Raw genomic sequence first — 14,345 nt, forward strand, 5'->3', positions numbered from 1 at the left:
GGATCGGACCGGCAGGGGGGCAGGTCCGCCGCATACTCGGTCACCACGGTGATGCGGGCCTTCATCAATTCGTTGGACAGGAAATCCAGCACGCCTTTGAGGATCGCGGCGACCGAGCAGAGTTGCAGCGTCGGCTGGATCGGTCTGGCCAGAGTCAGAAACCGCTGGGCGATGCCGCCCATGCGCTGGGCCGCATCCCCGATCTTTTGCAAATCCGGCTCGAGCCCGTCGTACTCCCGGTTGGCCAGTTTTTCCTTCAGCAATTGGAGACGGCCGGTCACGACGAACAGCGGATTCTTGAGTTCGTGCACGATCCCGCCGAGCAGTTGACCCATCGACGCCAGTTGCTCGATCCGCTGCGCATGCCGCTCCATCTGTTTGCGTTCGGTAATGTCCAGCCAGATGCCGATCAATTCCTTCGGCTGGCCGGCCTCATCCCGGACCAGCACCGACCGATCCAACAGCCAGCGGTACCGGCCGTCCGCGCATTGCCAGCGATACTCCGAAGAGGCGCCCCCACGTTCGACCGCCGCGCGCATGCTCGCCAGGGCCGCCGCCCGGTCATCCGGGTGGAGGCGTGAGACCCAGAGGCTCGGGTCGTCGGTGAAGCGTTTCGGCGGAAAGCCGGCGACCTGTTCGATGTTGTCGCTGACCCAGGTCCCGCCGTAGTCGCCGAATGGCCGCGCCGTGTACAGCACCATCGGGACGGAGTGGAGGATCAGCGATTGCCGGGCTTCGCTCTGACGCACGGCCTCCTCGGCCCGCTCGCGCTCGGTCACGTCGTTCAGCGAAAAGACGAGCGACTCCACCGCTCCTCGCCGATCCAGGATGGGGGTCAGCGTCCAATCCCAGTACGTGACGCCCCACTCGGGATGGTCGGGGAAGGCGAAGGGGCGCGCCACGGTCTGATAGGGTCTTCCGGTCCTCACCACCTCCTCGAAAATCGCTTGGGCGTCGGACGGGTAGAATTCGAAGTGGTTGTGGCCGGCGAATTCCGAGACCTCGCGCTGACAAGCCTTGGCGTAGGCCTCGTTGACCCGGATGAAATTGAACGCCCTGTCGAGAATCACCAGCGGGGTGACGGAGTGGAGAAAGAACGCGTCCAGCGTCCGCCCCTGGCTGATGAGCTGCTCGCTGAGCCGCTGACGTTCGGCGCGCAGCCGGAGCTGCCGCACCCCGTACGCCGCGTCGTCCGCCAGCTCAGCGAGCAACTCGACGGCCTCGGCGTCGAAGGCGTCCGGGTCTTGCGAATGAATCTGCACCAGGCCGATCCTGTCCTCGCCGGACAGGAGGGGCAGGGCGATGAATGAGGCGTAACCGAATCGGCTGGCCTCGTCGCGCCAGCGAGCCCAGACCGGGTCGGTGAAAATCCGTCTGGCCGCCGCCGGCCGGCCCGTTCGCATCGCCGTCGCGATCGGTTCCATCCGCTGAAGGTCGGCCCACGTGAAAGTGACCGACGCCAGATAGTCGGCGGGGAACCCATACCGGCTTGTGGATGGCTCGGCCGTCCCCGCGGCAGGCTCCAGCACGCAGACGCAGGCCGTTCGGTATTCCCCCGTCTCCACCAGGATGCGGCAGATCTTTTCCAGGAACGTCGCTTCATCCGAGGCGCGGATCAAGGCTTGGTTGCAGAGGCTGACCATTCGTAGATCCCGGTTGATCCGCTGCAACCGCTCCTGCACCTGCTTCTGCTCGGTGACGTCTCGAGCGACGGCATAGATCAATCCCCCCCTCGCCTGGGCGGTCCACGCCAGCCAGCGATAGGATCCATCCTTGCACCGGTACCGGTTCTCGAAATAGGTGAGCCGTTCTCCCTCCGCCAGTCGCGCCACAACCTGATTCGTGCCGGCTCGGTCATCCGGATGGATGAATTCGGCGAAGGGGACGGCAAGCAGTTCGGTTTCGGAATGGCCAAACGTGCTGACGAATGCCCGGTTAACCCGCTTGAAGTACCCGTCGACGCCCACGATGCACAGGAGGTCCAGCGAGAGGGCGAAGAACCGTTCGAGATCTTCCTCCGCCTTCTTGCGTTGGGTGAGATCGACCCCCATGCCGACGAGGTAACTCCGATCGTCGGCCTGGAATCTGACCCCTGTGAAGAAGAAGGGTTGACTCACCCCCTCCTTCGACACCAGGCCGGCTTCCGCCTCGGCCCGGCCGGTGGCGAAGCATTCGCGAATTCTTTCCGTAATGAGCGCCTTATCGTCTCCCTTGAATAAATCCAATGCCCTCATCCGGCGGATTTCGTCGGCCGTATACCCGCTCGTCGTTTCCAAGTTCCAGTTCCACCGGAGGAAATGCCCGTCCTCGTCGATCAGATAGAAAATCCCCGGCAGACTGTTGAGCGTGGCTTCCGAGAAGCTCTTTTCCCTCATCAAGGCTTCCTGCGCCTGTTTACGCTCGGCGATGTCCCGGAGAATGCCGACCGCGTTCCACCGGCCGCCCAGTTTCACGGCGGAGACCGACAATTCGATGGGGAACTCGCTCCCATTCCGTCTTTGTGCCACAAGCTCCAGAGTCTTCCCCACGACCGGGCCCTGACCCGTCTCTCGGAACTGAGCCCAGCCCCGCCGATAAGCTTCACGGAATCGTTCCGGCGCACAGACCCGGTGCAGCTCCCGACCCAGTGCCTCATGGGCGGGATACCCGAAAATCCGTTCCGCCGCCTGGTTCCAGAAGCTGATCTTCCCTTCATGATCGAGCAGAATGACGGCATCCTGGGCCGACGCGCTGATAGCCCGGAAGGTCTCCTCGCTTGCGCGGAGCGCTTCCTCTGTCTGCTTTCGTTCCCGGTATGAAACCAGGCTGTCGGCCACCGCGTTGATCAGGTTTCTCTCTTCGGCCAAGAAAGGCCCTTCGACTTCATCGGGTTTCTCTTCAAGGTAGACCACCTCGATCGTGCCGCGCTTGCCGTCCGCCGTCTCAAACGCCGCGCTCTGTTTCCACGGGGTCTCGGCGAAGTTCGGCGTGGCACTGGCCTGCCCATCCAGCGTGATGCGAGCCGCGGTGATCTCCGGATATTGCCAGGCCGGGGGCAACAGCGCGGCCAGTTCCTGCAGCAGGTCCGCGGGCAGCTTTGTGCGGTCCTGCAGCAATCGCGCGCTCTTGTAGAGGCAGGTCAATTCCTTGACCCGCTCGCCCCGGTCGTGAATCATCCGGCGCAGCGTCGCGTCCATCTGCTTGCGCGCCGCCAGATTGTTCAGCCATTGCTCCAGCCTGGCCTCCGACCGATCCTTGGCCAGAAAGGCGGCGGGTGGCAGGTAGTAGGGGTTGTCGTGGAGCTCCGTGCCCACCGCCACCATCGGATGGGTGGCCAGGATGTCGAGTTGGACGTCAGGGGTGAACCGACGCCGGTCATATTGGCAGAGCGCCAGGCAGCGGCTCCCGGGAAAGAAGTTGTTCAGCTTGGCTTCGTACTCGATCAGCTGTTCCGAGCCGGGCAGCCCCCGCAAGGCCCAGGTCATCTCGCCGGTGACGCGCAAGGCCGGGTAGCCTTCCGCCACCGCCTGTTCGGTGGCCGCTCGGAGCAACGCGATCATCCGGTCCGGGTCGAACGTCCCCTCGCGCAGGTAGGCCTCCCGAACCGTCAGGATGCCCAACTGGCCTCGCTTCAAGAGGGGGTCCACGTCCAGCCCGTCGTTCCGCAGATACGAGAGGATCGTCTCCGCGGTCCTGGCGTCCACGATGTAGAGAACCTTTTCGCCCTGTTCCAGTCCTTGACGGAGAAACGGGGTGAGCAAGGTCCGGTGCTCCTCCTCGGTCTCGTAGAGCGAACACAAGTGCGCGCCCGGCTTCAAGGTCGAGAGGGTCGGCAAGGCATCGGGTCGTGTGGCGGTTATGTCCATGGTTTCCTAAAGAGCGATCAGCCGTTCACTTTCATCCCTCAGCGTTGCTCTCACGGCTGATAACTGATAGCTGATGGCTGACCGCTGTTTTCAGCCACCGGCAGCCGGACGATAAAGGTCGCGCCTTGACCCACGTCGGACTCGCAGGTCACGGTGCCCCCGAGGGCCATGACGGTTGTGCGGACCGCCCAGAGGCCCAGGCCCGTGCCTTCTTGGGGCGGTTTCGTCGTAAAGAACGGATCGAACAGCTTGAGACGGTGCTCCGGGAGAATGCCGGGCCCGTCGTCTTGTATCCTGACTTCTATCCATCGCTCTCCATCGCCCCTTCCCCGTGTCACCCCTTCACCGTGTCCCGTATCGGCCGACTCGGAGACGGGGAGACGCGGAGACGCGGCGACGCGGCGCTCTCCGCGTCCCCGTGTCCCCGTGTCGGTCACAAGCCGCGCGCTCACCCTCAATGTCCCCTTGCCATGCGCCTTGACCATCGCCTGCATGGCATTCATCATGAGGTTCAGGAACACTTCCTGGAGTTGCTTCGGATCGGCTTGGACCAGGGGCAGATCCGACGTGATGGCGGTGTCGACTCGAATCTGGTTTTTCATCAGTTCGTTGCCCAGAAACTCCAACGTCTGCCTCAGCGCCGTCGGCACGGCGCAGGGCTCCAGTCGCGGCTGGGAAGGCCGGGCCAGGGTGAGAAACCGTTCGGTGATCCGGCTCATACGGCCGGCGGCCGCTTCGATCTTCTCGAGATCGGCCGGCAGCGTGGCGTATTCCTGCTGGAGCAACTTCTCCCGGAACAGTTGCAGATGGCCGGTCAGGATGAAGAGGGGGTTCCGGAGTTCGTGGGCGAGCCCGCCCAACAGTTGTCCGATCGCCGCCAGCCGCTCCAGTCGTTGCCCCTGCGCCGCGATCTCTTTACGGGCCGTGATGTCACGGATGACGACGAACATCATCTCTTCCCCTTGATATAACAACGGCACCGCCGTGACCTCCACATCAATGGGCGTTCCGTCGAGACGGACGTAAGTCTCTTCGAGGAGGGGCGCGGTCGTATGCAGGTCGCGGTATCGCTTGATGCGATCCCGCACGATCGCATGGAACGTCGGGTGAAGGAACTGAAACACTGATTTGCCAAGGACTTGATCGGACTTGGTGGCGCCCAACAACCGCAAACCGCCGCTGTTGATGTAGATGATTTGATCGACCGATGTCCGATTAATGAAAATGCCGTCGGGGCTGGTTTCCACCATGGCGCGAAACCGTTGCTCACTCTCCCGAAGCGCCTGCTCCGCCCGCTTGCGCTCGGTGATGTCCTGAGACAGACCCAGCAGATAGCGGGGTACGCCCTGTTCATCCAGGATTGGAATCTTTTTGGTATGCAGAATTCTCTGGCCCTTATCCCTGGTCTGGATCAGTTCTTCCGGGATGTCCAAGAGCTGCCCTCCGGCCAAGACGTCCCGATCCTTGGCCGCGAAGAAATCGGCTTGCTCTTTCGGAAAGAAGTCGTGATCGCACTTCCCGATCAGCTCCTCCTGCGAGCGGCCGATCAATGCCTCACCGGCCCTGTTGAACAACACAAACCGCAAATCTCTCGCGTCCTTCACAAAAACCATGTCGGGAAGGTTCTCGATGATCGAGTCGAGGAAATGCTGGAGCCGGCGCTGCTCTTCTTCACTTTGCTTGCGGTCCGTGAAGTCATAACAGGACCCGACATACCCGGCGAAGGTCCCGTCCAGGTCGTTGAACGGTTGTCCCACATCCATCATCCAGCGATAGGCCCCATCGTGGCGGCGCAACCGGTACTCCAACACAAAGGGCCTGTGGGCGTCGAACGCCTGACGATAGTCGTGGACGCAGCGGGCCCGATCGTCCGGATGCACCCCTTCCACCCAGCCGTCTCTCAGCTCCTGCTCCAACGTCCGGCCCGTCAAGTCCAGCCAAGTCTTGTTGAACCAGTTGCACTTTGCGTCCAGACCGGCTCGCCAGACGGGGGTCGGGAAGTCATCGAGGAGCTTCAGGTAAAAATCCCGCGAGGCCTCGATCATCTCCTCCGCCCGCTTGCGGTCGGTGATGTCGCGATCCGTTCCGCGATAACCGAGAAACTCTCCGTTGCCGTCGAAGACCGGCATCCCGCTGGTCTCCAGCACGATTCGACGTCCATCCTTGTGGAGGTTCGTGTTCTCAATGCCCGTAAAAGGCGCATGCACCGAAAGGAATGCCTCGAAGGTCACGGCCACGCGCTCGGCTTCATCGGGAGGCATCAACTCGAACGGCGTTCTTCCGATCACGTCCGCCGGCTCATAGCCCAATAGATCTTGAATGCGAGGACTGACATAGGTGTACCGCCCGTTCCGATCAATCTCCCAAATCCAGTCGCCGATTGTCTCGACCAAGGATTGGAACCGTTCTTTAGCCAGACGAACCTCCTGCTCCACCCGCTTGCGCTCGGTGATGTCCGTCAGCGAGCCGACGATGGCCGTCGTCTTGCCGTCGCGAACCACGGGCGCTTCATGGACCTCCACCCAGATGACGCGTCCATCCATCGCCTTGAGTTCCAGTTCATAGGCCGGCTGGGCTTGTCCCGTGTCAATCGCGCGCTGGGTCAGTTCGAAGCCCTGTTGGTTCACCGGATTGTCGGTCAGAAACTCCGTCCATTTGGTCTGCCCCATCGCCGGCGCACAGGCCAGAAGCGCACTGGCTTGCGGGCTCAAGTAGGTCAGAACATGGTCCGGGGTATGGGCATAAAACACGTTCGTGCTGTGCTCGAGAATCTCGCGGAGTTTTTGCTCGGCCTGACGGAGCGTCTCCTCCGCCCGCTTCCGATCGGTGATGTCGCGAGCGATGGTGGAGAAGAGCGTCACCGACCCGTCGGGGCCTTTGTGTGCCAGGACGACCTGGGACACGGGAATCTTCCGTCCGTCTCGCGCCAGCAATTCCGTCTCGCCCGACCACTGTCCTTCGCGCGCCGCCGTGGGGAGTCCTTGTTGCAAGAAATCGGCGGGCCCCTGGGGCTGATCTTCGTCGGCGATCCTGAGTCCGGTCAGATCTTCGTCCTCCCCGAATCCGATCAGCCGCCGCCCGGCCCGGTTCACATACAAGACGTGGCCATCCCCATCGGCCGTGGCGACGAAATCCGAGGTGGAGTCCAGGATCGCCGCCAATTGCCCGTGCTTCTCTTCCAGACGCTTGCGCTCCCATTCCTCCAGCCTGAGCGCGACCTGGTTGGCAATGGCCACGGCAAACGCCTGCTCATCCTGCGTCCAGTGCCGCACCGGGCCGACATGCTCGTGGCACACGACTCCATCCGGCACACCGCCCAGTCGAATCGTCGCATCCATCATGGAACGGATGCCGAGGGGTGTGAGGTAGCTCTCGGAAAACTCGCGCGTCCGCGGGTCGGCATGCGCGTCACTCGCGTCGATGACGTCGGCCTCGGACAGCGCCAGGAAGTAGCCCGGGTAATCGCCGGTACGGAGTTCCTGTCCGGACGAGTGCCGGTCGACGTCCCGTTCGTAGAGGTCCACGCACCGCAGGACCGGGCGCGCCGGGTCGAAACGCCAGATGCTGACGCGCGCGACGCCGAGCGTCTTCGCGGACATTTCGGTGATGCGTCGCAGCGACGCCATCACGTCACCGTGTTGCGTCGCCGCGCGCTTGGTCAGAGCGATGAGCGCGGCGACCTGTCGGAAGCCTCTGGCCACGCCCTCCCGTAACGCCGCCTCCGTACGTTCGTGCTCGGCGATCTCCGTTTCCAGCTTCCGGTTGGCGGTCTGAAGCTGCGCCGTGCGTTCGACGACCCGCTGTTCCAGCTCGGCATTGAGCCGACGGACCTCTTCTTCCACGCGCCGCTGCTCGTCGATGTCCGTGTTGGAGCCGAACCACTTGACGATGCAGCCCGACGGATCGCGCAGGGGGACTGCCCGCGTCTTGAACCACCGATACAGCCCGTCCGCCCGGCGGATGCGGAACTCCACGTCGAACTTATTGCCATCCCGCACCGCTGCGTCCCAGACATTTTGGACATGCCGGCGGTCGTCGGGATGCAGTTGCTCCGTCCACCCGTAGCCGAGCTGGGGGGCCTCCGGAATACCTGTGTACTCGATCCATTGACGGCTCAAGTAGTCGCACCGACCGTCCGGCAGGCAGGTCCAGATCAACTGCGGCAGCGACTCCGTCAGGGTCCGAAACCGCTCCTCTCTCTCGCGTAACTCGTCCTCCACGCGTTTCTGCTCGCTGCTCTGGATGCGGGCCCACCGTCCTTCCCGTTTGATCAGCGCGAACTGATGGTTGGACACCACGTCAATGACCTCGGAGGCGCCGCACTTGTCCAGCGAATAGGTGCAGAGCGCCATCATGCGGAATTGGCCGATGACGCTGTTCACTTTTTGCTCATAGTCGGCGAAGGCGTGCCATTCCTGCGATTCGAGCCAGAAGGTGTTGCCGGTCAACCGCAGCCCCTCGAAGCCCTTGGCCCTCGCCTGCTCGAGCTTCTCCACCCAGCCCCTCAGCACCCGGTCGGCCTCGAAGACGCCGCCCCGGCGATACCAGTCGGTATACGGGATGATTTCCAACTGCCCCTTCGCGAGGTAGCGGTCCAAGTCGGGGACGGCCTGGCGGAGCGCGCTCATGGCTTCCGCCTCGGTCAGCGGCTCCGAGGTCACCCACATGCAGAATTCGTTCTGTGCCAATCCCGCTGTGAAATACGGGACGAGCAGATCGAGGAGATCTTCCTTGGTCTTGTAGAATTGACAGAAGTGCGTGCCCCATGGCACCTCGCCGATGACCTCGATTCCGGTCTTTCTGCACGCGTCTATGGGCATGCTGCTCCCCGCCTGATCAGGTCACTGTCGGACGTCGGCCGCTTCCGGCAGCCACGCGCTGGATTTCCACTCTCAGCGTGGCGCTCCCGGTGGAGGGAGGCTGGGTTTCGCCGGCAGCCGGACGATGAACGTGGTCCCCCGCCCCACCTCCGTCTCGCACGTCACCTGGCCTTTCAGGCTCATGACGATGGTGCGCACCGTCCAGAGCCCCAGCCCCGTGCCTTCTCCCGCCGGCTTGGTGCTGAAAAACGGATCGAACAGCTTGGGCCGGTGCTCAGGGAGAATGCCGGACCCGTCATCTTGTATCCGAACTTCGATCCATCCCTTGCGCAGGGTTGCGGCCACCGTTAACGTCCCTCGACCGTGGGACGAGGCCATCTCCTGGATCGCGTTGAGCAGGAGGTTCAAGAATGCCTCCTGGAGCTGGCGCGGATCGGACCAGATGGCGGGCAGATCCGGCGGCATCTCGACGACGAGACGGATATGGTTTTTCATCAGCTCGTTCGAAAGAAAATCCAGCATCTCGTCCAGGATCGTCCGAATGTCGCATCGGGCCTGCTGGAGCTGAGCGGGCCTGGCCAAAGTGAGGAACCGCTCCGTGACGTGGGCCATGCGCTTCGCCGCGACTTCGATCTTGTCCAGATCGGACGGCAAGGCGCCATAGTCCTGCGCCGCCAGCTTCTCTTTCAATAACTGCAACCGGCCGGTCAGGACGAAAAGGGGGTTTTTGATTTCGTGCGCAATGCCGCCAAGGAGTTGGCCCAAGGCCGCGAGTCGCTCGAGCCGCCCGGCATAGCGCTCCATCTGCTTGCGCTCGGTGACATCGGCCATGATCCCCATGACGCCGGTGATACGGCCTTCCTTATTCCGCAACGAGGCGGCCGAGAGGCTGATTGTGACCGGAGAGCCATCTTTCCGCCGGCGAACGACTTCAAGACCGGTAAAGGCCTGATCGGCCAACACGCGCGTCACAAACTCGCGGTGTTCATCCTGCCTCTCTTCCGGCACCGTGGGAAGGGGCCCTCCCAGCACCTCTTCCGCCGACCATCCGAAGATGCGTTCCGCGGCCGGATTCCAGATCTGCACTCTTCCCTCCGCATCCAACACGGTAATCGCCATGGGGGAAGACTGGATCATCGTGGCCATCCGCTCGCTGGCCTCCTGAGCCTTCCACTCCAAGGCTTTGCGGACCGTGATGTCGCGAGATGCGGCATAGATGAGCTTCTCGCCGTCGACCGACAAGCCGGTTGCGCTGACTTCGACATCTAAGAGGGTTCCATCTCGCCTCCGGTGGCGGGTTTCGAACCGCTGCATCCCTGTCAGTTGAACGAACCTGACGCGGAGCTCTTCCTTCGTCCATTGGGCCTCCCAATCGGCGACGTTGAGGCGAAGGGCTTCTTCAGCGGAGTAGCCCAACATTTCGCAAAACGCGCGATTCGCGAGCACGACGTTGCCCGCCTCGTCGAGGACGTGAATACCGTCCGACGCCGATTCCAGGATGGACTGCAGTCTGAGGCGTTCCCGGAAGAGCGCGTTCTCGACTCGCTTCCGCTCGGTGATGTCGATGCCGAAGGAAACCGACCCGACGATGCGATCCTGCTCGCGCACTTCGTTGTTCTGCCAGACGATGTAGCGTTCTTCGCCGCTTTTGGTCAGGATCGGATTCTCAAAATTTTTGGGGAGCCCGCCCGACGTCAACCGTTGAAACACTTCCCAGACCTGCGGGAAACGTCCTCGAGGCACGACCGTCTCAAACCAACTGCGACCGGCTAACTCTTTGCAGGTATAACCTGTGATGTTCTCGGCGGCCTGGTTGAACACCTTGACGTTGCCGTTCTGATCCAATTCGATGACGATGGCGTTGGCGGTCTGGATCAGGTTCTCGGCATAGTCCTTGGCGGTCCGCAGGGTGATCTCGGCTCGCTTCCGTTCGGTGATGTCCTCGATCATGCAGAGGTGCCGCGGATGCGTTTTGTCTTCGACCGTCACCGGAGCAATCGTCATATTGATCCACACGGCGGCGCCGGCGGGGAGGAGATAGCGTTTTTCCATCTGGAATCCGGTGATGGTCCCGGCATTCAACAGCGCCATATTGTCCAAATCCTTCTGCACATCATCCGGATGCGTGATGCTCATCCAGTCGATGCGGGTCATTTCTTCCACGGTCCGACCCGCAATCTGGGCAAACCTGGCATTCACGGCATAGATACGTCCGGTCAATGAATCGATCAACGCAATGCCCATGGGTGCTTGCTCGAAGATGGTTTTGAACATCTCTACGCTTCGTCGCAGCACCTCCTCCGCCCGCTTTCGCTCGGAGATGTCCGTCATCGCTCCCAGCGAGCGTATGGGCTTCCCTGTCTTATCACGCACGATGTAGGCCCGGTCGCTGATCACCGCGTACGAGTTGTCGCGGCGACGGAAGCGATACTCATAGGAGCAGGTGCGGTCTCCTTTGGCCAGCGCCTCGTGATAGGCCGAGAGGACTCTCTCCCGATCATCCGGGTGCAGCCGATCTTCCCACCACTGTAGGTTCTGGGTCATTTCTTCCGCCGTGTATCCGAATACCCTTGTGAAGCCGATGCTGCGCGTCAGCACCCCGGAGACCATGTCCAAGTTCCAGAACAGGTCGTTGGTCGCCTGCGTGAACAGCCGCAATTGCTGCTCATGCTCACGCAACGCCTCTTCCGCCCGCTTGCGCTCGGTGATGTCGTAGTAATGTTCGATGCGGCCTCCGGCATACGATCCCGTGCGGATCGGCAGGCTCCGATGTTCGAGCCAGCGCTCTTCGCGTCCGTCGGCACCCGGCATATGGCACTCGAAGCGCAGTTCGCCATTGTTGCGCTTGTAGGCTTGAAGAATTCTGGCTGCGAAATCGTCCGGCTGGTCGAAGAGAGACTTGATCCGTTCCTGAATGAGCCGCCGTTTATCCTGTCCGATGACGTCGGCCCGTCGTATCCCGAAATAGCGTTCCATCGCCTCATTGATCCACACCACCCTGAACGAGGCGTCGAGAATGAAGAGGCCGACGGCGGAGGTGTCCAGCACGTCGTTGATCAGGGAGCGATAGCGGGCCTCGGCCTCCCGCGCCGCCCGGCGCTCCTCCGCCTGCGCCAGCACGGCGCGGATCGAGGCGGACAAACGGACGACATGTTCGGAGGACGATTTGAGGACGTAATCGTCCAGGCCGGCCTTCATCGCCTCCACGGCGATTTCCTCGCTGCCGGTCCCGGTGAACATCACCACCGGACAGTCGGGATACCGGCTCTTGACGGCGCGCAGGACCGCCAGGCCGTCCGTCCAGCCCAATTGATAGTCCGTGATCGCGATGTCGAACCCGCCCGCCGCCAAGGCCTGCCGCAGGCCGGCCAGACTGTCCACCTCGCGAATCTTGGCATCGGGCAGGTCCTGTCGCAGAAGATCTCCGGCCAGCTTGCGGATCTGTTCGTCATCGTCGATGAGCAGGATGTTCGGTGGCTGGCTCATGGATGGTCTTTCCGATTCTGGTCAAGCCGATCCTGGTCAAGGGGCCGGGTCTTCCCGGCCGGGAGTGGATCAAGCGACAGGGGAGGCTCCGTCGCCACGGGCAGCCGGACGATGAACGTCGCCCCTTGCCCCGGTCGCGATTCACAGGTCACGGTGCCCTTGAGCGCCATGACGGTCGTCCGGACGGTCCAGAGTTCCAAGCCTGTTCCCTTGCGGGACTCCGGCTTGGCAGAAAACGGCTCGAACAGGCGGGCCACTTGCTCCGGCGAGATCTCGGGCCCGTCGTCTTGCATCCGCACCTCGATCCATCTTTCCACAGGCTCTGATGGCTGAGTGCTGACGGTTGAACGCTGCGCGCTCACCGTCAACGTCCCCTTGCCGTTCGCCCGCATGTGCTCGACGGCGTAGAGCATGAGATTCAGAAACATCAGCCGGAATTGGTTCGGGTCCGCCAAGACTTCCGGGAGATCTGATGCAATCCTGGTGATCAGTTTGATTCGGTCCTTGGCGAAATGATCCGCGAGAAACGCCGCGGCCTCTTCCACGGTGAAGGCCACGCGGCAGGGCTCGGGGTGCGACCGGTGGGCAGCCGTAAAGGCATCCATCTGGCCCAGGGCGGCGGTCAGGCGCTGGACCGCCGCCTGGATTTTCCCGACATCGGCCTTGAATTCGACGCTCTCGGGCTGCGTCAGTTTGCTTTCCAGCAGCTGCAGCCGGCCCGTCAGGATGAACAGCGGGTTCTTTACCCCGTGCGTAATCCCTTCCAGCAGTTGCCGCATGGTCTCGACTCCCGCCAGGCGGATGGATTCGGCTTCCTCCCGTTTGCGAACCGAAATATCCTGGACGACCGCCAGGACATAGCGGCGCCGGTCGGGAGACGGCACCGAGGCCAGCGTCAGATCGCAGGGGACCCGCGTGCCGTCCCGTCTGGTGCCGATGACCTCGACCACTTGTCCGATCAGCGCGCTCTCGCCGGTCTGAAAATAGCGGGTCAAGCCGATGTGCAAGGCCTCCTGCTCGAGCGGGGAGACGAGGGTTTCGATGCGTTGCCCGACCAGTGCGCCGGCCGGCCACCCGAAGATCTGGTGCGCCGCCGGATTGGCAAACACGATGGCTCCGGTGTCGTCGATCTCGACGATCCCGTTGAGGGCGGCGCGCAGGATCGCCACGAGATGGGCCTCCGCCCGCTTCCGCTCTCGATTCGCGACCTTCAGTTGCTCCGCCATCCGGCTATGGAGGAGGCGGATACGCTCGGCCTGCTTCAACCCTTCACGCAGGAGATGCACTTCCGCTTCCAGCTGGTGGATGGTCTTGACCGGCGCAGCCTGCGGCATGTCTGCCCTCGTTTCGCTCTCACTCATAGTCGGGATACAGAAGATCCAGTCCGCACTGCAGGTTCGCCATATAATCGAGTGCGGCCTTCACGTGTTGAGGCCCGATGATGGAGCCGTGCTGCGGAAGGATGGCGTGGATGGTCAGACCGGCCAGGCTCTTCACATACCCCCTGGTGGCCTTGTTCGACGCCATGTATTCAAGGTTGAAGAGGTTCATGCTGATGACATGGGTCTCGAAGTCCTTCACGACCAGCTCCCAGTTCATGTCCAGAGCGCCCCAGATGTCGCCGGAAAACAGGAACCCGGAGAACGTGTCGTAAGTCGTGATGGCGCCGGGGAAATGCAGAAAGGGGGCGGGGATGAACCGGAGTTCGCCGCCACTGGGCAACGCATAGGTGGGATGCTGTTCCACATCATAATAGCGGTACTCTCGTTGTCCATGGTGCGGCACGATGACGTGCGTGCGCGGCGAGGTCATGACCAGCATGTCCGGATTCAGGTTCAGCCAATCGACCATGGACGCGCAGACATCCGGATCTTCATGGCACAGCACCATGCCCGTCACCTTGGCCGGATCGAACACTTGCGCCACTCGGGCCTTCACCTGCTCGAAGTAGGCCCGGCTGCCCGGGTCCACGAGGATGGCCTGGTCCCGATCGGTAATCAGATAGGTGTTACAGCGGAACGCGACCTCCTCGAGGCTTCCCACCCAGTAGATCGCCTGCCCGCTCCATTCATAGAGCTTGACCGGCGCCTCGCCCTGAAAATTCAGGCCCTCCAGCGTTCCTCCCCATTCCATCATCGTCGCCGTCTCCTCATCCGCCTGCGCACCAAGACCAACGCGTCAGTGTAGATGGCCT

At 62.4% G+C, this 14,345-nt stretch carries 5 protein-coding genes; all 5 read right to left on the reverse strand.

Annotated features, from left to right (window positions below; genetic code table 11):
* On the reverse strand, window positions 1-3,845 hold a 3,845-nt coding region (locus tag EPO61_01465), incomplete at its 3' end, for a PAS domain S-box protein (GenBank protein ID TAJ10507.1).
* A gap of 50 nt (window positions 3,846-3,895) precedes the next feature.
* A complete protein-coding gene (locus tag EPO61_01470; protein ID TAJ10508.1) occupies window positions 3,896-8,665 on the reverse strand; it encodes a PAS domain S-box protein in 4,770 nt (1,589 codons plus the stop codon).
* A gap of 72 nt (window positions 8,666-8,737) precedes the next feature.
* Window positions 8,738-12,151, reverse strand: coding sequence for a PAS domain S-box protein (locus EPO61_01475; GenBank protein ID TAJ10509.1), 3,414 nt, complete (start codon window positions 12,149-12,151; stop codon window positions 8,738-8,740).
* Window positions 12,148-13,512: a PAS domain S-box protein gene (locus EPO61_01480; protein TAJ10510.1), complete on the reverse strand. Its 1,365-nt coding sequence runs from the start codon at window positions 13,510-13,512 to the stop codon at window positions 12,148-12,150. Before EPO61_01480 ends, EPO61_01475 begins: the two co-directional genes overlap by 4 nt.
* Window positions 13,505-14,287, reverse strand: coding sequence for an MBL fold metallo-hydrolase (locus EPO61_01485; protein ID TAJ10511.1), 783 nt, complete (start codon window positions 14,285-14,287; stop codon window positions 13,505-13,507). Before EPO61_01485 ends, EPO61_01480 begins: the two co-directional genes overlap by 8 nt.
* Between the last annotated feature and the right edge of the window lie 58 nt (window positions 14,288-14,345).

Source organism: Nitrospirota bacterium, assembly GCA_004296885.1.
Classification (GTDB): Bacteria; Nitrospirota; Nitrospiria; order Nitrospirales; family Nitrospiraceae; genus SYGV01.

Excerpts from the sequence above, each read along its gene's own strand:
- EPO61_01470 (TAJ10508.1), bottom strand. The coding sequence starts at position 8,665 with ATGCCCATAGACGCGTGCAGAAAGACCGGAATCGAGGTCATCGGCGAG.
- EPO61_01475 (TAJ10509.1), bottom strand. The coding sequence starts at position 12,151 with ATGAGCCAGCCACCGAACATCCTGCTCATCGACGATGACGAACAGATC.
- EPO61_01480 (TAJ10510.1), bottom strand. The coding sequence starts at position 13,512 with ATGAGTGAGAGCGAAACGAGGGCAGACATGCCGCAGGCTGCGCCGGTC.
- EPO61_01485 (TAJ10511.1), bottom strand. The coding sequence starts at position 14,287 with ATGATGGAATGGGGAGGAACGCTGGAGGGCCTGAATTTTCAGGGCGAG.